A 23,464-nucleotide genomic window follows, 5' to 3' on the forward strand; every position below is an offset into this window, starting at 1 on the left:
GCACCTTCTGCCGGAAGGCGCACGATAAAGGTTCAACATGTGCACGACGCCAGGGCGGACCTCGCGGCGGGGGCACCGGAGCGCTCACACTATCCGTCCAGTTCAGCGTCGAACGACACCGGCGCCACATTCGACGCCCCTACAACAGGGCAATCCCTCCTATTTTCCGGAACTCCTACCATCGGTACGGCTTGTACACGTCCATGCACTTGCCGGTGTCCGAGCCGTTGATGGCGTCGCTGTTGTCCGGCAGGTCTCCGGCCTCGGGCGTCTTCTGTTCCGGGTATGACGTGCCGGAGCGCCAGTCCGCTCCCACGACCAGCGTGATCCCGGACACGTCGGCCGACTTCCGCACCGCGCTCGCCGGAATTCCCAGTGCCTCGGCGACGCGCCGGGCGTCGCCCGCCAACTCGGCGCTCGGATAACGGACCACGGTCCTTTCCTCGGACAGCGCGGCCGAGGTGTCCTTGGTCGCCTCGCCGAAGCCCTTCTGCACGAGGGCCTGGGCGACCGCGCCCGCACGGCCGGTGACCGGGCCGAGGGTGGCGGAGCGGGTGGCGTTCTGGACGGTGACGCCGATCTCGGAGTCGGGGGCGGCGGCGTCCTCGGAGGGCTTCTCGCCGGAGCCCTGCCCGCCGTCCTTTCCGGCGTCCTCCCCGGTGCTGGTGCCGGTGCCGGTGTCCTTGCCGCCGCCCTTGGCGCCCTTGTCGTCGAAGGACACGTCGTCGCGGAGCATCGCCCACATCCGCTCCGCGTCGTCGCCGGCCGGGAGCAGGTGGTTCGCGTTCTGCGAGTCCTGGACGGTGGGCATCGTCGTCATGGTGATGCGGTCCGTCGGCACCGTCTTGAGCTGCATGCCCAGGTCGTAGAGCTTCTTGACCGTGCCGATCTCCTCGGAGACCGTCAGGGACTTCGTGGCCGCCTCGGCCAGGTCCATCAGCCTGCCCGTGTCGGTGAAGACGTTCTGCCCCTTCAGGGTGCGGATCATCGAGTTCATGTACATGTGCTGGGCCCGGGCCCGCAGCAGGTCGCTGCCCCAGGCGTGCCGGGTACGCAGCCATTGCAGCGCCTGCTCGCCCTGCACCTTCTTGCGGCCGGTCTCCATCTTCAGTCCCGAGCCGCCGGGCACGCCGGGCAGCGGGCGGTCCCACACGTTCTGGTTCACACAGACCTCGACCCCGCCGACGGCGTCCGCCATCGACACCACGCCCGCGAAGTCGATCGTCATCCAGTGGTCGATGTAGACGCCGGTGAGGTTCTCCCAGGTGGCCAGGGTGCAGCCGGCGCCGCCGCGGCCCAGCGACTCGTTGATGATCGTGTTGGTCGCCGGGTACTTCTCGCCGCTGTCCGGGTCGGTGCACTCGGGGATGTCGACCCGGGTGTCGCGGGGGATGCTCACGACCGCGGCGCTCTTGCGGTCCGCGGCCAGGTGGATGAGCATCTGCACGTCGCCCAGCGGCGGGTTGTCGCGGTGGTTCCTGCCGCCGCCCAGCGACACGTTGGCGTCGGAGGCGCGGCTGTCGGAGCCGACCAGCAGGATGTTCAGGGGCGTCTGTCCGGCCGCGTTCGGCTCGGCCTTGTGCGCCTTGGAGTCGCCGCTGCTGCGCTCGCCCTTCTCGATGTTGCCGTTCAGGTGCTCGTAATAGAGGTATCCGGCGCCGGCCGTGCCGAGTATCAGCACCGCGAGGGTCGTCGCGGACCATCGGAGCGCGCGATGCCGGCGCCCGGCCCGCCGCCGCCCGGGCCGCCTGCCGTTCCCGCCGCCCGGGACCCCTTGGCCGCCCGTGCTCGCGCCACCCGCGCCACCCGCGTCATCCCCGCCCCGGGCATCCCGGGCGCGCCGGACGGTGCCGGGTCGTGTTCCCTCCCCGTGCACACTGCTCTGCGTCATGCCTCTCCCCACCCGCGGACCCGCGAACGCCCCTCTGCGCACTGCCCGTTCGCACAGTTGGACGTACGGGCTCCCTCGTTGGCTGTACGGCGGTCCCGACGAATTGCTCGCGTCCCGGAGGGCTACTCCCGTCCCAGCCGTCTCCCGGGCGCGCCGATGGACTGTCGTACTGTCAGACGCACGTGGAGCCCGTCAGGTCACTTCGCGCACTCGACCTTGTCCGCCGTGGACTTTTGGACCTCTTCGGGAGCCTTGGCGGAGGCGGCGTCGAGTTTGACGCCGGCGCCCTTGAAGTCCTTGCCGAGGGTGAGGGTCATGGTGGGCAGGCCCTGGGCGTTGGTGACGCTCTCGCCGGGCTTCATCGCCGCGCCGGACAGACCGAGGATCTCGGCGAGGGCGCGGGCCTGGGCGGCCTGGTCGGGGGCGTACTCGAGGGTGGTCTTGGCGACCTCCGCGTCGGCGTTGCCCGCGTTCTCCGACTTGGTGACGCCCGCCTCCGTCTGGAGGTAGGCCAGCTCCCGCTGGGCGCTGCCGCCGGAGGCGCCGCCGTTGAGGACGCGGACGCGGATCTCGGAGGGTTCGGACTTCTCGCCCTCCAGCCGGGCGGCGACGGCGGCCTTCTCCTTCTTCTCCTTCTCCGACTCCTTCTTCTTGACCTCGGTGAAGGAGACGTCGTTCCTGATCATGTCGAAGACCTGCTGGGCCGGCTCCTCCTGGAGCACGACGGTCGCCTTGACCTTCTCGGCCGGGTTGTCGCGCACCGGCACCGTGGCGAAGGTCAGGTTCTTGGTGTTGAGCTTGCCCAGCTCCAGCCCGAGGTCCTTCAGCTTGCCGATGCTGTCCAGCTTGGAGTCGACGGTCAGCGCCTCGGTCGCCGCCTCGGCCAGTTTCACCATCTTCGACGGGCTGGTGAGCGTGTCGTTGGACTTGAGCTTGCGCATCAGCGCGCTGAGGAACTGCTGCTGGATCTCGATGCGGCTCAGGTCGCCGCCGAAGCCCACGGAGTGCCGGGTGCGCACGAAGGCGAGGGCGTCCTCGCCCTCGATCGTGTGCTTGCCCTTCGGCAGGTCCAGGTGCGAGTCCGGGTCGTCGATGGCCTTCGCCAGGCACACCTCGACTCCGTCGACCGCCGTGGTGAGCGTCTTGACCGCGTTGAAGTCGGCCACCATGAAGTTGTCGGGCGTGACCCCGGTCAGCTCGGTCACGGTCCGCATGGTGCAGCTGGGCGTACGGCCGCTCTGGCCGAGGCTGGTGTTGAAGCGGACGCCGGTGGAGCCGGGGATGACCTTCTTGGACCCGTCCTCCTGCGTGGTCGGGCAGTCGGGGATGTCGACGATCAGGTCGCGGGGGATGCTGAGCGCGGTCGCGTTGGAGCGGTCCTTGGAGACGTGCAGCAGGATCGTGGTGTCGGCGTGGCCCGCGCTGCCCGTGTCGCCGTAGCCCTCGTTGCCGGCTCCGGTGCGCTTGTCGGTGCCGATCAGCAGGATGTTGATCGCCTTGTCCTTCTGGAAGCCACCGGTGCTCGCGCCGTCGTCGGCGACGGACTTGATGTTGTCGTTGAGGTGCTCCAGATAGAGGTATCCGGCCGTGCCGACGGCGAGGACGACGAACGCCATGGTGCCGCCGGTCCACAGCAGGACCTTCTTGCCCTTCGACTTCTTCTTCGCCGGCCGCCGGCGACCGCGCCGTCCGGGCGGCGGCTCCTCGGGTGCGGTACGGCGTCGGCGGGGAGGGGGGACCTCACGTTCCGGGGCGGTCGAGGGGGCCGACGCCTGTGCGCCGCGGCGGCGTGCACCGCGGGGGCCCGGGACGGTCGACTGCGGTGCGGAAGGGGTCAGTCGCAGTTCGTATTCGCCGGTGTCCGGATTGAGTACCCACTGGTCTGCGGGGTCGATGTTCTCCGCCCGCCCACGGCTTTGCGCGTCCACGGTTGTCCGAATCCTCCGTCGGGGCCACGCGGCGCCTTCCCCTCAAGGCGCCCGGTCTCGCTCACTCGGTGCGCGGCCTCGGGCAGAACCCCGTGACCGGGCACACCGGAGCGCTCACATTAACCGCCCTGTTCGGTACGGGGCGACGGCAGTGACACATTCCACGAACCTTACAACTGGGCAATACGGCGCATTCCTTGGACAATTGTCCGCCCTTCCGCGCCCGCCTCACGCCCGCCATGCGTCGTCTTGGAATGCGCTTTACTCGCAGACGTCCTCCGCGGCGGTGTTCCCGCTGAACGTCGGTGCCGGGGAATCACCGTCGCCGGGTTCCCGGCGGTCCCCGGAACCGGCCGGCGCGTCCGGCTCGGCCGCCGCCGCGATCGCCACGGGTTCGTCCGTCCGCAGGCGGGTGAACAGCTTCTCGGCGTCGGGCTCCACGAGTTGGTCGCGATTGGCGTCGCCCGCGTACGACTCCCGGGGAACGGTCAGGAATTGCACGCGTTCGGTGGGAATGCCGCGCAGCCCCCGTACGAGGTCGTACAGACCACGCAGACTCGCCAGATCCGGATCCGTCGTGAGGGACGACGTGGCCGCGTCCAGAACGGGATACAACTTCACCGGATTCAGCAGTACGTCATTGCTCTGCACCTTGTTGACGAGCGCCCCCAGGAAACGCTGCTGCCGGTCCATCCGGTCGGTGTCGCTGCCGTCACCGAGCGACTTGCGGGCGCGGACGTAGCCGAGCGCCTGCTCCCCGTCGAGGGTGACCCGGCCCGCGGGCAGTTTCAGCTCGGCGTCCTTGTCGTCGACCGGTTTCCGCAGGCACACCTCGACGCCGTCGAGCGCGTCGACCAGCTCCTTGAAGCCCTGGAAGTCGACGACCACGTGGTGGTCGATCCGGACGCCGGTCAGCTTCTCGACCGTACGGATCGAGCACGCCGAACCGCCCACCTCGTAGGCGTGGTTGAACTGCGCGAGGACGGGCTCGGTGCGTGTCCCGTCGGGGCGGCGGCAGTCGGGCACGTCCACCATCAGGTCGCGGGGGAGGGAGACGGCGGTGGCGCTGTCCCGGCCCGCGGCCAGGTGCAGCAGGATCGTGGTGTCCGACCGCTCGGTACCGGAGTCCCGGCCGTAGCGCGCGTTGCCGTCACCGGAGCGCGAGTCCGACCCGATCAGCAACACGTTCTGGGCGCCGCGAACCAGCGAGGTGGGCCGCTCCTTCTCGTACCGGGCCAGTTCGGCCGCCGCCGCCTCGTCCGACGTGATGTTGCCGTCCAGCTTGGCGTACACCGCCCATCCGGCCCCCACGGCACCGACGGCCAGCACGGCGACCACGATCCCGGAACGCCCCAGCCGCCGCCTGCGACGCCGCCGCCTCAGCCCGTCCCCGCTCGCGGACGCCCCCGCCCCGGACGTCGGACCCCCCTTGCCACCGCCCCCGCCGAAGGGCGCGCCTGCGTCGTCATCGCTCACGTCTCCCTCCGTCCCGCACACGTGCGCTCCTACGACCATGACCCGAGCGAGCGCTGGAAGGGGAACGGGGCTGAGCCGAACGGGGTGTGGGGTCGCGCCGATGCCCTCACGGGCGGGGGCTCGCGCTGTTTTCCTCGCGGGCATGGGACTGCTCCGATGCCCTCGCGGGCGGGGGCTCGCGCTGTTTTCCTCGCGGGCATGGGACTGCTCCGATGCCCTCGCGGGCGGGGGCTCGCGCTGTTTTCCTCGCGGGCATGGGACTGCTCCGATGCCCTCGCGGGCGGGGGCCCGCGCCGTTGCCCTCGCGGGCGGGGGCCCGCGCCGTTGCCCTCGCGGGCGGGGGCTCGCGCTGTTGTCCTCACGGGCACGGGACTGCTCCGATGCCCTCGCGGGCACGGGACTGCTCCGATGCCCTCACGGGCGGGGGCCCGCGCTGTTGCCCTCACGGGCGAGGCCCCTCCGATGCCCTCACGGGCGCGCGGCGGCCCCGCCCTGGCTCCCCAGGGGCGCGGCCGTCCCGGCGTCCCCGGGCGTTGCGGCTTCGACGCCTACGGACGGTGCGGCTTCGACGCCTACGGACGGTGCGGCTCCACGCCGATGGGCGGTGCGGCTCCACGCCGATGGGCGCGGGCCCGCTCCGACGCCCACGCGGGCGGGCCCGCCCCGCCCCTCGCGGGCGCGCGCCCGCCCCCGCCCGACACCCACGCCGGACAACCCGTCACCCCCGGGTCAACACCCGCCCCGCCACCTCACCCAACGCCGAGTCACAACCCCCGGCAGACACCTCACCGCGCCGTCGCCGAGACCTTCTCCGACTCGATGCGCTGGTCCACGACCCCCGGCTCCGCCAGCTCCAGGTGCCGGCACAGCACCACCGACCCCCCGCTGGCCAGCGGCCCGTACAACCCCGCGCTCAGCCCCGCCCAGGTGTCGTACGGCAACCCCGACAGAATCCGCGCCCCCGGCCCCGTGAGCCCGAGGCCCGACGCCTCCGCCCGGGCCCGTTCCACGACCTCCGCCCCGCTGAACTCCCGCCCGGCGACGATCAGCGCGGGCTCCTCCGGATCCACCGGCGCGTACGGCACGAACCGGTCGCCCTGCCCCGGCACCTCCACCGCGTAATCGGCGAAGCCCTCCGGTGGGCGCGGCACGAAGCGCCCCCCGAGCGGCCGCAGGGCCAGTGCCATCCGCGCCCCGGAGCACGCCCGCGCCGCGTCCAGCGACTCCGGTTCCGGCCCGCTCACGACCACGTCGGCCGCCGCCGGATCACCCGCCACGTCGGCGATGACACCCACCGACGCGCACGCCAGTAGCCACACGGCCGTCTGCCAGTGCGCGGGCAGCAGCAGCGCGACCCGGTCGCCGGGTTCGACGGACAGTTCGTCCTGGAGCAGATTCGCGGTCTTGGCCACCCAATTGGCGAAGGTGGCCACGGACAGTTCGACGCGTTCGCCGGTGGCGTCGTCGTAGAAGGTCACCAGGGGGCGTCCCGGGTCCGCGGCGAGCGCGGAACTCAGCAGGTCGGCAGGGGTGCGATCGGTCGCGTTCACCCGCGCAAGCGTACGCGGGCCCACGGGCGGACACCGAGCGTACGGCGTACCGCACCGCCACCGGTTCGGACGAAAACGCCCTACAGCCCGTCAGGTCACGGATGGACAGATTTGTACGACGATGTCCACGATCGGGGGCATGCGTGGATTCCTTGCTTCCTCGATCGGTGTCACGTGCGCGGCCGCCCTGGCCCTTCCGCTCGCCCCGCCCGCGGCGGCGGCAGCCCCCTCCGCCGCTCCGCCCACGAGCGGAGGAACGGCGCACTCCGAGGCGTACGTCCCCGGCGGCACCCAGTCGCTGCCCCTCGCCCCCCTCACCCGCGACCGAGCCCCCGGCGCCGCCGAACAGGGCGTACCCCGCCGGGACGTACGGCACTTCTCACTGGTCGGTCTCGTCTGGGACGACCCGGACACCGAACTGCACGGCCACGTCCAGGTCCGCACCCGCGCCACCGCCACCGGCAACTGGTCCGGCTGGCAGGAGTTGGAGGCCCACAACGCCGACCACGCGGCCGACCCCGGCACCCCCGAGAGCACTTCGGGCCGCGTCCGCGGCGCCACCGCCCCGCTGTGGGTGGGCGAGTCCGACGGCGTGGAGGTACGGGTACGAGCGGAGAGCATCCCGGAGGCCGCCAGGGCGACCACAGCCGCTCCGGCCGCCGCCTCCCCCCTCCCCACCGGCATGCGCCTCGAACTCGTCAACCCGGGCGAGGGAGCCCTGCCCGAGCCAGCTCCCGGCCCGGACGAGGCCCCCCGTACCACCGGCATGACCGCCGAGTCCGCGGAAGCCGTCGCCGCCTCCGCCGCCAACGCCGGCCTCGCCCCGCTCGGCGCCACCGAGATCCCGGCCCTGAGCCGGGCGCAGACCCAGGCCCAACTCGCCACCCAGCAGCAGGCCAAGCCGTACGTCGGCCCCCGCCCGAAGATCACCACGCGCCGCGGCTGGGGCGCCAACGAGAAGCTGCGCGACAAGAAGTTCGTGTACACGAAGAAGGTCAAGGCGGCCTTCGTGCACCACTCGGCCACCGGCAACAACTACAGCTGCAAGCAGGCGCCGTCAGTCATTCGCAGTATCTACCGCTACCACGTCAACAGCATGGGCTGGCGTGACCTCGGCTACAACTTCCTCGTCGACAAGTGCGGAAAGATCTACGAGGGACGCGCCGGGGGCGTGTCCAAGGCGGTACTGGGCGCCCACACCCTGGGGTTCAACTCCAACAGCATGGGCATCGCCGTACTCGGCACATACAGCTCCAAGAAGCCGTCGTCCGCCGCCGTCAAGGCGGTCGCCCGGCTCACCGCATGGAAGGTCGGCCTGTACGGCATGAATCCGCGCGGAAAGACATACCTGAAGTCCGGTGGTGGCAATCTCTACCGAAAAGGTAAGAACGTACGACTGAACGTCATCTCCGGTCACCGCGACGGCTTCGCCACGAGCTGCCCCGGCAAGAAGCTCTACGGCAAGCTCGGCACCACCCGCTCGACGGCGGCCAAGTACCAGGGCCGCTGAGGGCGGCGCACCGCACGACCACCGAAGGCGCCATGGAACGGTCTGCATACACTGGCCGGCCGAAAGACAGTTCGGCCGGTCCCGGCAGGAAGCAGAGACGACGGTGACAGAAGCGATCCTCCTGGTCGGCGGCAAGGGCACGCGGCTGCGGCCGCTCACGGTGCACACGCCCAAGCCCATGGTCAGGGCGGCGGGGGTGCCGTTCCTCACGCACCAGCTGGCGCGGGCGAAGGCGGCGGGCGTCGACCACATCGTGCTCGCGACGAGCTACCTGGCGGAGGTCTTCGAACCGCACTTCGGCGACGGCTCGTCCCTGGGCCTCCACCTCGAGTACGTCACCGAGGAGGAGCCGCTCGGCACCGGCGGCGCGATCCGCAACGTGGCGTCCCGGCTGCACTCGGGCCCCGACGACCCGGTCCTCATCTTCAACGGGGACATCCTGACGGGCCTGGACATCGGCGCACTGGTCCGCACCCACGGGACGACGGGCGCGGACGTCTCCCTGCACCTGACGAAGGTGACCGACCCGAGGGCGTACGGCCTGGTCCCGACGGACGAAACGGGCCGGGTGCTGGCCTTCCTGGAGAAGCCCCAGACCCCCGAGGAGATCGTCACCGACCAGATCAACGCGGGGGCGTACGTCTTCCGCCGCTCGGTCATCGACACGATCCCGCACGGCCGCCCCGTCTCGGTCGAACGCGAGACCTTCCCGGAACTCCTCGCCACCGGAGCCCACCTCCAGGGCATGGTCGACTCCACGTACTGGCTGGACCTGGGCACCCCGGCGGCCTTCGTACGCGGCTCCGCCGACCTGGTCCTCGGCCGTGCCCCGTCCCCCGCGATACCGGGCCGCTGCGGCGACCGCCTCGTCCTTCCCACGGCACGGGTCGCGCCCGACGCCAAGCTGGCCGGCGGCACGGTGGTCGGCGAGGGCGCCTTCGTGGCGGAGGGCGCGCGCGTCTTCGGCAGCACGATCCTGCCCGGCGCCGTCATCGAACCGGGCGCCGTCATCACCGACTCCCTCATCGGCACCCGCGCCCGCGTCGGCACCCGCTCGATCCTCACCGACACGGTCATCGGCGACGGCGCCGTCATCGGCGCCGACAACGAACTCCGCTCCGGCGCCCGAATCTGGTGCGACGCCCACATCCCCCCGGCAGCACTCCGCTTCTCGTCCGACGCGTAGGCCTCCGGCGGTTGCACGGGGTGCGGGTGCCTGCGGCGGCAACTGCCGCAACCACCCGAAACCGCGGACAACCGCGCCGCGCAGCTACGGCAGTCGCGCCGCGTACCTACGGTCAGCCGCACCGCGCAGCTGCGGCAGTCGTGCCGCGCAGCTGCGGACAGCCGCGCCGCGTACCTACGGGCAGTCGTGCCGCGTGCCTACGGGCAGTCGTGCCGCGCACCTACAGACAGCCGCGCCGCGCAACTGCGGGCAGTCGTGCCGCTGGGGCGGCACGGGTGGGCGCAGCGGCACCCCGCAACGCCGGGTCGCGCCACCCACCCCCGCCCCACACCCACGCCGGGCAACCGGGAACACCGGACCAGCAAACCGGCGGAGCAGCGTCAGAGCCGCTCAATCCCCCGCGGAGCCATCCGCGGCGCCCGCCGCCCCGGCACCCGCCCACTCAACAACACCAACCGAGCCGCCCGATGCCGCTGCCCGGCATACGGCTCCAGCAGCCGCAGCATCACGGAGTCGTCCGCGTCCCGGTCCCCGCCCAGCGCGAACCCCACGATCCCCGGCAGATGCAGATCCCCCACCGTCACCGCGTCCGGCGCCCCATGACTGCGCTGCACGGTCTCCGCGGACGTCCACGGCCCGATGCCGGACACGACCTCCAGCCGCTCCTGCGCCGCCGCCGGTTCCATCCCGGCCGCCTCCTCCAGCCGCGCGGCGACCCGCACGGCCCGCAGGATCGTCGACGCCCGCTTGTTGTCCACCCCGGCCAGGTGCCACTCCCAGGACGGGATCATCGCCCACGTCCGCGCCGACGGCATGACACACATCCGGCCGGGCGCGGGCCCCGGCGCCGGTTCCCCGTGCTTCCGCACGAGCAGCCGCCACGCCTGGTACGCCTCCAGCGTCGTGACCTTCTGCTCCAGGATCGACGGGATCAGCGACTCCATCACCAGCCCGGTCCGGGCCAGCCGCAACCCCGGCCGCCGGTGTGCCGTGAACGCCAGCAGCCGGTGCCGCGGCACGAACGCGGCCGGGTCGTCGTCGGCGCCCAGCATCCGAGGCAACTGCTCCAGCAGCCAGTCCGCTCCCGGCCCCCAGGCCTCGCCCCGCAGCTCACCGCCGCGCGCGGTGACCCGCAGCGTGCCCGGCCCGGCGGGCGTCCGGCTGGCCCGCCACACCGACCCGTCCGGCATCGTGCGGAACGTCGGATCGCCCGGCCCGCGCCGCAGCGGACCGAGCACCAGCCCCAGCTCCAGCGGCCCGTCCGGCACCCACACCCGTACCTTCCCCGGCGCGACGGCCTGCCGGGGCAAACCGGCCGCGGGCGCACCGCCCGCGGGCACGACGCCCTCCCCGCCGCGCACCGAAGCACGCGTGGGCCGGGGAGCGAAACGTCCTGCCACGAGAGAGGTCCTTGGCGCGAGGGAATGCGGGGAAAGGGATGTGAGGGGATGCGGGGAAAGGGATGGGAGGGGATGCCGGGAAAGCGGAAGCCCCTACGAGAGTAAAGGCTCGCCCGGACAGGCTCACCGCACCTCGATGAACGCCCCCGCGTCCCGCTCCGCCCGCGCCCGCGGTTCCTCCGCCGCATGACCGACCGCGACGGCCCCCATCGGGTCCCAGTCGCCCGGCAGCCCCAGCACCTCCCGTACGACATCCCGGCAGAACATCGTCGAGGACACCCACGCCGAACCCAGCCGCTCCCCGGCGAGCGCGACGAGCAGGTTCTGCACGCCGGCGCCGGTGGCGACCACGAACATCTCCCGCTCGGCCCCGTCGCGCCGCGCGTCCCCGTACGTGTGCGAGCCGTCCATCACGAGGCAGGGGACGACCAGATACGGCGCGTTCCGCAGGACGTCCCCGCGCCGGACCCGCTTGGCGATCGACTCCTCGCTCTTGCCGTCCCGCCGCAGGTCCGCGATCCAGGCGTCCCGCATCGCGTCCAGCAGCCGGGTGCGGGATTCGGCCGACTCCAGCAGCACGAACCGCCACGGCGTCGTGTGGTGCGGCGCCGGTGCGGTCACCGCCGCCGCCACCGCGCGGCGTACGGCGCCGGGGTCGACCGGCTCGTCCGTGAAGGCCCGTACCGTACGGCGCTGGGTGACCGCCTGCCGTACCGCCTCCGACGTGCCCAGCCGGAACATGTCGTCGCGCGCGCCGCGCACCATCGCCCGCGCGCCCTCGCCGTCGTCCTCCGCCACCACCTGCGGGAGCCCGCGCACGACGGCGACGGGCAGCCCGGCTGCCTTCCCCTTGACCAGGTCGCCCGCGGCGGCCAGCTCGTCGGCGGTGGCGACGACGGTGGCGCCCAGCGGATTGCCGTGCGCGTCCGTGCCCCCGCGCAGGTCGTCGAGGACCCGCACACCGGCGGCGCCGATGGCCACGTCCGTGAGCCCGGCCCGCCAGGGCCGCCCGAACGTGTCGGTGACGACCACGCCGACGTCGACGCCCAGCGCGTCGCGCAGTCCGTCGCGGATGCCGCGCGCGGAGGCGTCCGGGTCCTCGGGGAGCAGCAGCACCGTCCCGGAAGGCGTGTTCGAGGCGTCGACCCCGGCCGCCGCCATGACCAGGCCCTGGCGGTTCTCGACGATGCGCAGAGCGCCGCGCCGGGCCACCACCCGCACGGTCTCCGCGTCGATCGCGGCCTCCCGGTCGGCGGCCTCCACGACCCGGCCCTCGGCCTTGGACACGATCTTGGACGTGACGAGCAGCACGTCCCCGTCGGCGAGGGCGGGCTCGGCCGCCGCGATCAGCTTGGCCAGGTCGTCGCCCGGCTGCACCTCCGGCAGACCGGGGACGGCCCACACCCGGTAGCCCTCCCCGAGACCGGACGCGCCGTCACGCACGCCATCGCTCACCCCGTCGCTCACGCCTCCCGCACCTCCTCGGCCAGCGTCAGCGCCTCCCGGGCCATCTGCGCCGTTGCGTCGAGGTCGGTCATCATCAGCGGAACGGCGCGGCAGAGGATGCCGGCCGCCTTCACGCGCGTGACGGACTCCGCGTCGACCGTGTCGACCAGCCAGCCGTCGAGCAGTCCCGAGCCGTAGTGCTCGGCGACCGCGGCCGCCGTGGACTCCACGCCCACCGCCGCGAGCACCTTGTCGGCCATCCCGCGTACGGGCGCGTCCCCGACGATCGGGGACAGGCCCACCACCGGCACCCCGGCGTCGGCGATCGCCTCCCTGATGCCGGGCACGGCGAGGATCGTGCCGACCGAGACGACCGGGTTGGACGGCGGGAACAGGATCACGTCCGCCTCCGCGATGGCCTCCAGGACACCGGGTGCCGGCTTGGCCTGCTCGGCGCCGACCGGTACGACCGCCTCGGCGGGGACCGAGGCCCGCAGCCGTACCCAGTACTCCTGGAAGTGGACCGCCTTGCGCTCCCCGTCCAGCTCGACGGCGACGTGGGTCTCCACGCGGTCGTCGGTCATCGGAACGAGGTGCACGCCGGGCTTCCAGCGGTCGCACAGGGCCTGCGTCACCGCGCTGAGCGGAAAGCCGGCGGCGATCATCTGCGTCCGCACGATGTGCGTGGCGAAGTCGCGGTCGCCGAGCCCGAACCACTCGGGTCCGACGCCGTACGCCGCGAGTTCCTCCTTGAGATGGAAGGTCTCGTCGGCCCGTCCCCAGCCCTGCTCCTCGTTGATGCCGCCGCCGAGCGTGTACATCACCGTGTCGAGGTCCGGGCAGACCTTCAGCCCGAAGAGGTGGATGTCGTCCCCGGTGTTGCCGATGACCGTGATGTCCGCGTCCGGCGCGGCCTGCTTCAGACCACGCAGGAACCGGGCACCGCCGATGCCGCCTGCCAGAACCACAATGCGCATGGCCCCAGTCTTGCAGGCGGGTACGACACCGCGTCAGGCAGTCGTCACCGCACCGGCACCGGCACCGGCTCCCGCGTCGGCACCCGAGCACCGCGCGGAGTGCATCGGCATGTCCGTCAGCCCCGGGTAGTAGATGTGCAGGCTGACCGCCGGCTCCAGCGCGTCGTTGACCACCTCGTGCACGTACCCCGGCGCGAAAACGCGCTGCGCCCCCGGCCGCAGCGCACGCGTGCCGCGCTCGGTGCGCTCGGTCAGGGTGCCGTCCAGGACGGTCAGCACTCCGGAGGAGGGCCCGTGGTCATGGCGTCCGCTGCCCTGGCCGGGCAGCCAGGACAGCAGCCAGACCTCGTAGCCGGGGCCGGTGCGCAGCCGGTGGTACCAGCGCGTCGTCGCGTCGTACCGGACGAGGTGCTCCCACTCGGACCGGTCGGCGGCGACGGACCGGGCAAGTCCGGCGAACTCGGCGACGGTGGCCGGGTGCTCGCGCGGTGCCTGCAGGAGGTGGGGGACTTCGAGGATGTCGCCGGCGATCTGGAGGTCGCTGTCGCTGTTCATGGGTGCGGTGGGTCCTCGGCGGAAGAGTGCGGGAGGCGAAGCAGGAAGACGGAGAACGCCCTGGTGGGGCGGGCAGCGAAGACACGAGTCGCGTGGACTCGGGACAGCCGGAGCGCGGTTGGCTCAACAGCTGGAACAGCAACAACAGCTACAGCGAGCGCGGGCAGCACCGTGGGACCCGGCGGTGCGGGTCGAGGTGAGCGCCAAGTTCGCGAGCATGCCCACAAGGACAGCGGCTCACACCAGCACTGTCAACTCGGTGCCCGTTATGTGGGACATGTTTCACCTCATCCGGTTCATCTCACAGGTGAAAGGTTTGCTCAGGCGGCTTCCGGGACACATGGCGCACAAGCCGGGCGCACAACCCCCGTTGCGATCCCGTGATCCGAATGTGATCAGGTTCGCTTCGGCGTGTGTATCGGAACGGGATCGAACGCTCGGGCGTCCTTCCTGGTGCGGGCTCCACGCGGGTCGGCTGCCCTCGGGTCCCTCATTGGTATGTCGAGGTTTATGCCGATTTGAACACTTTCCGCTTGGCCTTGGTTCCGCAGAGTGAATAAGGGGCCCAATAGCAGATCTCGGCTTGACTCGCCCGGAGCAGCACACTTGTAATTTCACTCGTGTCGTTCAGCCGGAATCGGTAACGGCTAGATCACGGGGACGCGAAAGACAGACGAGGGGCGCACATGACCGAGCTGGTGCAGCAACTGCTGGTCGACGACGCGGACGAGGAACTCGGCTGGCAGGAGCGCGCACTGTGCGCCCAGACCGACCCCGAGTCCTTCTTCCCCGAGAAGGGCGGCTCCACCAGGGAGGCCAAGAAGGTCTGCCTCGCCTGTGAGGTCCGCTCCGAGTGCCTCGAGTACGCCCTTGCCAACGACGAGCGTTTCGGCATCTGGGGCGGCCTGTCCGAGCGGGAGCGCCGCCGCCTGAAGAAGGCCGCCGTCTGACCCGCCGTCGACCCGAGGTCCGACGGGCGGCGCACTCTCCGCGCGTACCGCACCAACCGCACCACCCCGCGTACATAACGGCAGGAACGGCCCCTCGCAGGTGGGTTGTCCACAGGCGGCGGGCCGTCGCCCTGCCCAGCCGATAGTGTGGGCGCTCGTCCGAGACGCCCCGCCACCCCCAACAGGCACGGGCGTCCACCGCAGTCCACCGAACCGGGGCCCGTACCTCGATGTCCGTGCACAGCCACACGGCAGCCCAGCAAGACCTCGCTGCCACACCTGAGTTCCCGCGTCACGTGGTGACGGCGGTCCTCGTCGCCCACGACGGAGCCCGCTGGCTGCCCGACGCGCTCGCCGGGCTGCTCGGCCAGGAGCGCCCCGTCCAGTACGCCGTGGCCGCCGACACCGGCAGCGCCGACGACTCCGCCCGGCTGGTCACCGACGCCCTCGGCGACGACCGCGTGCTCCACCTCGCCCGGCGCACCGGCTTCGGCCAGGCCGTCGAGGAGGCCGCCCGCACCGCCCCGGTCCTCACCCCGGACGACCTGCCGTATCTGAGGCGGCCCAGCGGCTGGGACCCCGTCACGCGCACCTGGCGCGACGACACCTACGACCTGCCGGAGCTTCCCCACGGAGAGCCGGTGCAGTGGCTGTGGCTGCTGCACGACGACTGCGCCCCCGAACCCGACGCCCTGGCCCAGCTGCTGCGCGTCGTGGACAACGAGTACGAACTCGGCCGCGACGACGTCGCCGTGGTGGGCCCCAAGCTCCGCGGCTGGTACGACCGCCGGCAACTGCTGGAGGTCGGCGTCTCCATCGCCAACTCCGGCCGCCGCTGGACCGGCCTGGACCGCCGCGAACAGGACCAGGGCCAGCACGACCACGTCCGGTCCGTCCTGTCGGTGTCCACCGCGGGCATGCTGATCCGGCGTGACGTCTTCGAGCGGCTCGGCGGCTTCGACCGCCGACTGCCCCTGATGCGCGACGACGTCGACCTGTGCTGGCGCGCGCACGCCGCCGGACTCCGCGTCCTCGTCGCCCCCGAGGCGGTCGTACGCCACGCGGAGGCCGCCTCCCGCGAACGCCGCGCCGTCGACTGCGCGGGCCGCACCACCGCCTCCCCCCACAAGGTGGACAAGGCAGGCGCCGTCCACACCCTCCTCGTCAACGCCCGTACGGCCGCCCTGCCCTGGGTGCTGCTGCGCATCGTCGTGGGCACCCTGCTGCGCACCCTCGCCTACCTCGTCGGCAAGGTCCCCGGACAGGCCGTCGACGAGATCCGCGGCCTGCTCGGCGTCCTGCTGCGCCCCGAACGCATCCTCGCCGGGCGGCGCGAACGCGGCCGCCCGCAGGTCGAGAAGGACGAACTGCGCCCCCTGTTCCCGCCCCCCGGCGCGACCATCCGCGTCACCGTCGAACAGGTCGCGGGCAGCCTGGTCGGCAGCTCCGACGCCGAGACGACCACCGGCGCCGGGCGGCACGGCGGCGGCATCGAGTCCGGACCCGGCGGCGACGACGCCGACTTCCTGGAGATCGAGCAGTTCGCCCGCCTCAAGCGCATCGCCCGCAAGCCCGGCCCGGTGCTCTTCCTGGTGCTGCTGTTCGTCTCCCTGGCCGCCTGCCGCGCGCTGCTCGGCGGCGGCGCCCTGGCGGGCGGCGCGCTGCTGCCCGCCCCGGCCGGCGCCGGAGAGCTGTGGGCGCGTTACACGGACGCCTGGCACACCGTCGGCACCGGCGGCACCGCCTCCGCACCGCCCTACCTCGCGATCGTCGCCACGCTGGCCTCCGTGCTGCTCGGCTCCACCGGCCTGGCCGTCACCCTGCTGCTGGTCTGCTCGGTGCCCCTGGCCGGCGTCACCGCGTACTTCGCCTCCCGCCCGCTCGTCACCTCCCGGCTGCTGCGCGCGTGGGCGGCCGTCGCCTACGCCTTCCTGCCCGCCGCCACCGGCGCGCTCGCCGGCGGCCGCATCGGCACCGCCGTCCTCGCCGTACTGCTGCCGCTCATCGCGCGCGCGGGCGCCGCCGCGGCCGGCCTGACGAGTTCGTCCGGCACCCGCGGCAGCTGGCGCGCCACCTGGGCGTACGCGCTGCTGCTGACGATCACCACCGCCTTCACGCCCGTCGTGTGGCCCATCGCGCTGCTCCTCGGCGTCGGCGTCCTGGCCCTGCGCCGGGGCGACATCACGGCGTACGGACCGCGCTTCCTCGCCCAACTGGGCACCCCTCTGCTGCTTCTCGCCCCCTGGTCGCTGACGCTGCTCCCGTTCGGCTTCCTCGACGAGGCCGGACTGGAGTACGGCTCCTCGGCCGCCTCCGCCCTCGACCTGCTCGGGGCGAGCCCCGGCGGCCCCGGCACGGTCGGCGGGCTGATCCTCATCGGCATCGTGCTGGCCGCGCTGGCCGCCCTGCTGCGCTCGGAACGGCAGTTGGGCATCCGTACGGCCTGGGCCGTCGCCCTGGTCGCCCTGGTCTTCGCGGTCCTCTCCAACCGCTCCGCCTGGGCCGGGCCCGCCACCCTCGTCTACGGCATCGCCCTGCTGTCCGCCGCCACCCTCGGCGCCGACGGGGCGCGCTCGCGGGTGGCCGAGCAGAGCTTCGGCTGGCGCCAGCCCGTCGCCGCCCTGATCGCCCTCGCCTCGGCCGTCGGCCCGCTGATCGCCGCCACCGGCTGGATGATCGGGGGCGCCGACGGCCCCGTGGAGCGACGCGATCCCGTCCAGGTGCCCGCGTTCGTCGCCGAGGAGAGCCACACCCGCGACCAGGCCCGCACCCTCGTCCTCGACAGCGACTCCCCGGCCCACGTCAGCTACATGCTGGTCCGCGGCTCCGGAGCCCGCCTCGGCGACGGCGAACTGGCCGCCGGAGACGGCGGGAACAGCGGACTCGACAAGATCGTCGCCAACCTCGTGGCCGGTTCCGGCGCCGACCAGGCCGACCAGCTCGGCGGCTTCGCCGTGCGCTACGTCCTCGTGCACAAGGGCGCGCCCCGCGAGGTCACCCGCGTCCTGGACGCCACGCCCGGTCTGAGCCGGCTGAGCCAGCAGGACGGCAGCGGACTGTGGCGGGTGGACCAGGAGGTCGCGCGCGCGACCATCGTGTCCGGCGAGGACTCGGGCGCGGACTCCGGCTCCGGTGCCAGTGACCCGCAGCCCGTCGCGGCCGGGCCCGTGGAGATCCACACGGACATCCCGTCCGGCTCCGACGGCCGCGTGCTGCGCCTCGCCGACACCGCCGCCGAGGGCTGGACGGCCACCCTGGACGGCAAGCCGCTCACCCGCACCACGGTCGACGGCTGGGCCCAGGGCTTCGAACTCCCCGCCTCCGGCGGAAGGCTGGACGTCACCTACGACTCCCCGTTCACCCACACCGCCTGGCTGTGGGCCCAGGGTCTCCTCGCCGTCGTCCTGGTCGTCCTCGCCCTGCCCGGCAGGCGCCGCGACGTCGACGACGACCTGCCCGAAGAGCCGCTCGTCGCCGCCGAGGCCGTCGAGGGCGAAGGCCGCCGGGCCAGGCGACTGCGCGCCCAGGCCGAGGCGGAGGCCGAGGCCGGGGCGGGAGGCGAGCCGGTGACCGAGGCCGCGGACGCCTCCGCGCAGGCCGGCCCGCCCGCGGAGGCACCCGTGGCGGTTCCGCAGCAGCCGGCGTACGGCGAGTGGGACTCGGCGGGGTACGCCGGTGCCCAGTACAACTCCTACGGCACGTACGGCGGCGAGCAGTACCAGGGCGCCCAGCAGTACGACCCGGGCGCGTACGGACAGCAGCAGTACCCGGCGGACGCCTATCAGGGCGGCCAGGCCGGTCAGTACGAGGCGGATCAGTACGAGGCCGGCCGGCACGAAGCCGGCCAACACGGCCAGTACGACCCCTACGCCTACGGCGACCCGTCCCAGGCGGGCACGTACGACCCCGCCTACGACCAGGCGTACGGTCAGACCGGCTACGACACGCCGTACGACCCTTCCCAGCCCCACCACCCCCACGGCACGGGCAGTGAGCGTCCCGACGGGAGCCAGCAGTGAAGCGCACCACCCTGTCCCTGTTCGCCGGCGCGACCGCGCTCGCCGCGATCACCGGCTTCGCGGCGGTGTCCACACCGGACGCCACCGGCGTGGACACCGCCCGGCCGGCCGCCCGGCTGCCCGTGGAGCGCACCAGCCTGCTGTGCCCGGCGCCCAGCACCTCCGACCTCGCCGAGACGACGTACACGTCCTTCACGCCCGTCACCAAGGGCGCCGACGAGAAGGGCAGGGCCGCACTCGCGGCCGGTGCCCCCGAGGACGGGAAGAAGACCGAGAAGCCCGTCGTGCAGCCCAAGGCGCCCGGCACGCCGGTCACCGGCAGCACCTCCGGTGCCGACGCCCCCGCGCTGGTCGGCACCGCCGAGGGCGGTCACGCGCCCGGCTGGACGGTCCAGCAGACCACCGAGGTCGCCGCCGGGACGGGCCGGGGACTGCAGGGCGTCAACTGCACCGCTCCGGACACGGAGTTCTGGTTCCCGGGCGCCAGCACGGCGACCGACCGCACCGACTACGTGCACCTGACGAACCCCGACGACTCGGCGGCCGTCGTCGACATCGAGCTCTACGGCAAGGACGGAGCCCTGAAGTCCACGGTGGGGGAGGGGATCACCGTGCCGCCGCACGCCAGTGAGTCCCTCCTGCTCTCCACGCTCAGCGACGTGGAGCAGACCGACGTCACCGTGCACGTCGGCGTGCGCAGCGGACGGGTCGGCGCCGCGGTGCAGGCCCTGGACGACAAGACCGGCGGCGACTGGCTGACCGCGGCCGCGGACCCGGCGGGCGAACTCGTACTGCCGGGCATCCCCAAGGACGCCACAGCCGTACGCCTGGTGCTGTTCACACCCGGTGGCACCGACGCCGACCTGAAGGTGCGCCTCGCCTCGCCGTCCGGGTCGATCACGCCCGCCGGGCACGAGACGGTGCACGTGAAGGCGGGCATGACGACGGGCGTCGACCTCGGCGAGGTCACGCGCGGCGAGGCGGGATCGCTGGTGCTGACGCCGACCGGCGGGTCCGTGCCGGTCGTGGCGGCGGTCCGGGTCGTGCGGGGCGAGGGCGGCGAGCAGGAGTCGGCGTTCATCCCGGCCGCCGACCCGGTCGGTGCGCGCGCGACGTCCGCGGACAACCGCGCCAAGCGCACGACACTGTCCCTGGCCGCCATCGGAGAGGCCGCGAAGGTCAAGGTCACGGCCTCGGCGGGCACCGAGGGCGGTACGACGGCGACCAAGACGTACACGATCAAGGGCGGCACGACCCAGAACGTCGAGGCACCGGTCCCCGCCGGCCTCGAGGGCGCCTACGCACTGACGGTCGAGACCGTCTCGGGCGGCCCGGTGTACGCGTCCCGCACCCTGACCGGAGAGGACGACGACGTGGCGTCCTTCACCGTCCAGACCCTCCCCGACGACCGGGGAACGGTCTCGGTGCCGAACGCGGACGAGGACCTGTCGGTACTGCAGAAGTAGGCCCTACGGGCACCCGGCCGTCGCTCCCCTCCGCGGCCGCGGGCATACGCGCCGCCCGGGGTGGTGCACCCCACCCCGCACCGGCGCCGGGCACAGGGCCAGCACCGCACCACTGCGCCACGCACCCGCGGGGCCCGCTCAGTCCTCCCCGTACCGGGGATCCACCGTCTCCGGCGTCAGCCCCAGCAACTCCGCGACCTGCTCGACGACGACCTCGTGCACGAGTGCCGCCCGCTCGTCCCGGCCCTTGGTCCGGATCTCGACCGGCCGCCGGTACACGACCACGCGCCCCCGTCGCCCGTCCCGCGAGGGCACCGTCCCCCCGAGCGGAACCGCCTCGTCGTGCCAGGCATCCCCGGCGTCCGCGGCCGGCCGCGGCACGTCGAGGACGAGGAAATCGACGTCGGCGAGCTGCGGCCACCGCCGCTCCAGGCGCTCCACGGAGTCCTGCACCAGATCCGCGAACACCTCGCCGCGGCTCGCGGCGAGCGGTACCTGCGGGGGCGCGATCGGGCCGCGCATGCCCCGACCGTGGCGATCACGACGGCGGGGCCCCGGGCGGCCTGCCTCACGGGGTGTCAGGGGGTTGTCCATCACTGGTGAAGGGTAGTCCCCGCCGGTGCCCCGCGCCGGACCGCACACGCACACCGGACAGCGCCGGGCCACCTCGTACGGCATGTCGCCGGATGACCATTCCAGCCAAGGTTGGGCTCGATTCCGTATCTCTCCGCGACCGCCGAACTCAAGGCAAATGTCGCTGTTCGTATCAGTTCGCGACCGCTTCGGGAGCCGCCCGGCATCCCGGAAACCGGCGTCCGTGCAGGTCAACGAGGTGTGAACAGAGGGCCCTGTGGGGCGTTTCACACCACGACACGGTGGTGTGACCTGGTGGAGAGTCTTCGCGGCCCGCTCAAGAGTGCGGTACCGTCCAACATCGTGAGCCCTGTACGTCGCTGTTCGCGCACCGCCTGCGGCCGTCCCGCCGTCGCGACGCTGACGTACGTCTACGCCGACTCGACCGCGGTCCTCGGCCCGCTCGCCACCTACGCCGAACCCCACTGCTACGACCTGTGCGCCGAGCACTCCGAGCGCCTCACCGCCCCGCGCGGCTGGGAGGTCGTCCGCCTTCTCGACGGCTCGGCCCCGGCCCGTCCCAGCGGCGACGACCTGGAAGCGCTCGCCAACGCGGTGCGCGAGGCGGCCCGCCCCCAGGAGCGGGCGGCGGAGGCGGGTGGCGGTCGGCGGTCGGCGGATCCGATGGAGGTCGCGCGCCGCGGCCACCTGCGCGTCCTGCGCTCGCCGGACAACTGAGTCACCTCAGCCACCTCAGCCACCTCAGCCACTTCCGTCGTCATCCGTTGCCGCACACCCATTGACGCCCCCTTGTCGCGGACACGACCATTCCGGAAGCAGCGAGAAACCGCTTTCGCATGGCGGAATCCGGGGAGGCGCCCGTGCATGTCCAGGAACTGGAACCAGTCGCCGGTTCGCTCGGCCTGTCCGCCCTGGTGGCGGCCCTGCCCCTGGTGATCGTCCTCGTCCTGCTGGGCGGCGTCCGCATGAAGGCGCACCTGGCGGGTCTCACGGGCCTCCTGGCGGCCGTACTCGTCGCCTGGCTCGCCTACGGCATGCCGCTGGACCAGACGGCCTCCAGCGCCGTCCAGGGCGCCCTGTTCGGGATCTTTCCCATCCTGTGGATCGTCGTGAACGCCCTGTGGGTCTACCGGATGACCGTCCGCACCCGGCACTTCGACATCCTGCGCCGCTCCTTCGGCCGGCTCTCCGACGACCCGCGCGTCCAGGCCCTGGTCGTCGCCTTCTGCTTCGGCGCCCTGCTGGAGGCCCTCGCCGGGTTCGGGGCGCCCGTCGCGATCTGCTCGGTCATGCTCGTGGCCCTCGGCTTCGACCCCGTGCGCGCGGCGGTCGTGGCGCTGGTCGCCAACACCGCGCCGGTCGCCTTCGGCGCGATGGGCACCCCCGTGGTGACGCTGGCCCAGGTCACCGGGCTGCCGCTGGACGACGTCGCCTCCGTGGTGGGCCGCCAGACGCCCCTGCTGGCCCTCGTCGTCCCGCTGCTGCTGGTCTGGCTGGTCGACGGACGGCGCGGGCTGCGCGAGACCTGGGTGCCCGCGATGGCCTGCGGCGTCGCCTTCGCCGTCGCCCAGTTCGTCGCCTCCAACTACGTCTCCGCCCAGCTCGCCGACATCGGCGCCGCCCTGCTGGGCGCGGCCGCCCTGGTCGCCGTGCCCCAGGCCCGCAGGCCCGCCGCCGAACCCGTACGCGCGTCCGTCCTGACCGGCGTACGCAGCGAGGAACTGGACGAGCGCGACCCCCGCCGGGAGGTCGTGCGGGCGTACGCGCCGTACGCGCTGATCGTCGCGATCTTCTCCGTCGCGCAGATCCCGGCGGTCAAGGACTGGCTGGCGAAGGCGACCCAGACGTACGACTGGCCGTTCCTGGACGTCGCCGACCCCGAGGGAAACCCGGTCGGCGGCAACGTCTTCTCCCTGCCGATCGTCTCCACCGGCGGCACGCTCGTACTCCTCGCCGGCCTGGCCACGGCCGTCGTCCTCGGCGTGCACGCGCGCGTGGCGGTCAAGGAGTGGCTCGCGACCGTGCACGAACTGCGGTTCGCGATCCTCACCGTGACCTCCGTCCTCGCCCTCGCCTACGTCATGAACCTCTCCGGCCAGGCCGCCACCATCGGCCACTTCGTCGCGGCGGCCGGCGCCGGACTCGCCTTCCTGTCACCCGTACTCGGCTGGTTCGGCGTCGCCGTCTCCGGCTCCGACACCTCGGCCAACGCGCTCTTCGGCGCCCTCCAGGTGACCGCCGCGCGGGAGTCCGGCCTGTCGCCCGAACTGCTCGCCGCCGCCAACAGCTCGGGCGGTGTCCTCGGCAAGATGATCTCCCCGCAGAACCTCACCATCGCCTGCGCGGCCGTCGGCCTCGCGGGCCGCGAGGGCGACCTGCTGCGCAAGGTGCTGCCCTGGAGCCTGGGCCTGCTGCTGGTGATGTGCCTGATCGTGGTCGGGCAGTCCACCCCGGTCCTGGGCTGGATGCTGCCCTGACCTTCCGGAACCCCACGGCGCCCCGACGGCGGTTACGGG

Annotated in this window: 16 protein-coding genes; 7 read left to right on the forward strand and 9 right to left on the reverse strand. The window is 72.7% G+C overall.

Annotation, left to right across the window (positions count from 1 at the left end):
- Positions 1 to 175 precede the first annotated feature (175 nt).
- The 4 genes from RI578_RS24255 to RI578_RS24270 all read right to left on the reverse strand — a co-directional run bounded on the left by RI578_RS24255 (position 176) and on the right by RI578_RS24270 (position 6,845).
- On the reverse strand, positions 176 to 1,891 hold the full coding sequence (locus RI578_RS24255) for an LCP family protein (RefSeq protein ID WP_310873043.1): 1,716 nt from the start codon (positions 1,889 to 1,891) through the stop codon (positions 176 to 178).
- 197 nt (positions 1,892 to 2,088) lie between these two features.
- Entirely contained in the window at positions 2,089 to 3,819 is a 1,731-nt protein-coding gene (locus RI578_RS24260) for an LCP family protein (protein ID WP_310873044.1), read from the reverse strand.
- A gap of 261 nt (positions 3,820 to 4,080) precedes the next feature.
- Positions 4,081 to 5,334: an LCP family protein gene (locus RI578_RS24265; protein ID WP_399061243.1), complete on the reverse strand. Its 1,254-nt coding sequence runs from the start codon at positions 5,332 to 5,334 to the stop codon at positions 4,081 to 4,083.
- A gap of 746 nt (positions 5,335 to 6,080) precedes the next feature.
- Entirely contained in the window at positions 6,081 to 6,845 is a 765-nt protein-coding gene (locus RI578_RS24270; protein ID WP_310873045.1) for a TIGR03089 family protein, read from the reverse strand.
- Positions 6,846 to 6,984: 139 nt separating this feature from the next.
- Between RI578_RS24270 and RI578_RS24275 the strand changes: the two genes are divergently transcribed.
- Together RI578_RS24275 and RI578_RS24280 are read left to right on the forward strand one after the other, a co-directional pair.
- A complete protein-coding gene (locus RI578_RS24275; protein WP_310873046.1) occupies positions 6,985 to 8,355 on the forward strand; it encodes a peptidoglycan recognition protein in 1,371 nt (456 codons plus the stop codon).
- A 103-nt stretch (positions 8,356 to 8,458) separates the two neighbouring features.
- The gene (locus RI578_RS24280; protein WP_310873047.1) at positions 8,459 to 9,541 is read left to right on the forward strand and encodes an NDP-sugar synthase; all 1,083 of its coding nucleotides are present in this window, start codon (positions 8,459 to 8,461) and stop codon (positions 9,539 to 9,541) included.
- A gap of 380 nt (positions 9,542 to 9,921) precedes the next feature.
- Here RI578_RS24280 and RI578_RS24285 read toward each other — a convergent pair whose 3' ends face one another.
- The 4 genes from RI578_RS24285 to RI578_RS24300 all read right to left on the reverse strand — a co-directional run bounded on the left by RI578_RS24285 (position 9,922) and on the right by RI578_RS24300 (position 13,919).
- Positions 9,922 to 10,941 (reverse strand): DNA-3-methyladenine glycosylase 2 family protein, encoded by a 1,020-nt coding sequence (locus RI578_RS24285; RefSeq protein WP_310873048.1) that lies wholly within the window; start codon positions 10,939 to 10,941, stop codon positions 9,922 to 9,924.
- A 123-nt stretch (positions 10,942 to 11,064) separates the two neighbouring features.
- Positions 11,065 to 12,396: a coenzyme F420-0:L-glutamate ligase gene (locus RI578_RS24290; protein WP_399063172.1), complete on the reverse strand. Its 1,332-nt coding sequence runs from the start codon at positions 12,394 to 12,396 to the stop codon at positions 11,065 to 11,067.
- 8 nt (positions 12,397 to 12,404) lie between these two features.
- The gene (gene cofD, locus RI578_RS24295) at positions 12,405 to 13,364 is read right to left on the reverse strand and encodes a 2-phospho-L-lactate transferase (protein ID WP_310873050.1); all 960 of its coding nucleotides are present in this window, start codon (positions 13,362 to 13,364) and stop codon (positions 12,405 to 12,407) included.
- 33 nt (positions 13,365 to 13,397) lie between these two features.
- Positions 13,398 to 13,919, reverse strand: a complete 522-nt coding sequence (locus RI578_RS24300; protein WP_310873051.1) for a cysteine dioxygenase family protein — start codon at positions 13,917 to 13,919, stop codon at positions 13,398 to 13,400.
- 686 nt (positions 13,920 to 14,605) lie between these two features.
- Here RI578_RS24300 and RI578_RS24305 point away from each other — a divergent pair.
- The 3 genes from RI578_RS24305 (at position 14,606) to RI578_RS24315 (ending at position 20,354) form a co-directional block, all read left to right on the forward strand.
- The gene (locus RI578_RS24305) at positions 14,606 to 14,869 is read left to right on the forward strand and encodes a WhiB family transcriptional regulator (RefSeq protein WP_003975777.1); all 264 of its coding nucleotides are present in this window, start codon (positions 14,606 to 14,608) and stop codon (positions 14,867 to 14,869) included.
- A 230-nt stretch (positions 14,870 to 15,099) separates the two neighbouring features.
- Positions 15,100 to 18,888: a glycosyltransferase gene (locus RI578_RS24310; protein WP_310873052.1), complete on the forward strand. Its 3,789-nt coding sequence runs from the start codon at positions 15,100 to 15,102 to the stop codon at positions 18,886 to 18,888.
- Entirely contained in the window at positions 18,885 to 20,354 is a 1,470-nt protein-coding gene (locus tag RI578_RS24315) for a DUF5719 family protein (RefSeq protein ID WP_310873053.1), read from the forward strand. Before RI578_RS24310 ends, RI578_RS24315 begins: the two co-directional genes overlap by 4 nt.
- 138 nt (positions 20,355 to 20,492) lie before the next feature.
- On the opposite strand, the gene RI578_RS24320 is transcribed toward RI578_RS24315, so the two are convergent.
- Positions 20,493 to 20,948 (reverse strand): metallopeptidase family protein, encoded by a 456-nt coding sequence (locus RI578_RS24320; protein WP_310873054.1) that lies wholly within the window; start codon positions 20,946 to 20,948, stop codon positions 20,493 to 20,495.
- A 294-nt stretch (positions 20,949 to 21,242) separates the two neighbouring features.
- Between RI578_RS24320 and RI578_RS24325 the strand changes: the two genes are divergently transcribed.
- Positions 21,243 to 21,665 carry a DUF3499 domain-containing protein gene (locus RI578_RS24325; protein ID WP_310873055.1) on the forward strand — a complete coding sequence of 141 codons (423 nt, stop codon included), beginning with the start codon at positions 21,243 to 21,245 and terminating at the stop codon, positions 21,663 to 21,665.
- Positions 21,666 to 21,808: 143 nt separating this feature from the next.
- Positions 21,809 to 23,425, forward strand: a complete 1,617-nt coding sequence (locus tag RI578_RS24330) for an L-lactate permease (RefSeq protein WP_310875849.1) — start codon at positions 21,809 to 21,811, stop codon at positions 23,423 to 23,425.
- The last annotated feature ends 39 nt before the right edge of the window (positions 23,426 to 23,464 follow it).

The sequence above is a fragment of the Streptomyces sp. BB1-1-1 genome, assembly GCF_031597775.1.
GTDB classification, from domain to species: Bacteria; Actinomycetota; Actinomycetes; order Streptomycetales; family Streptomycetaceae; genus Streptomyces; species Streptomyces thinghirensis.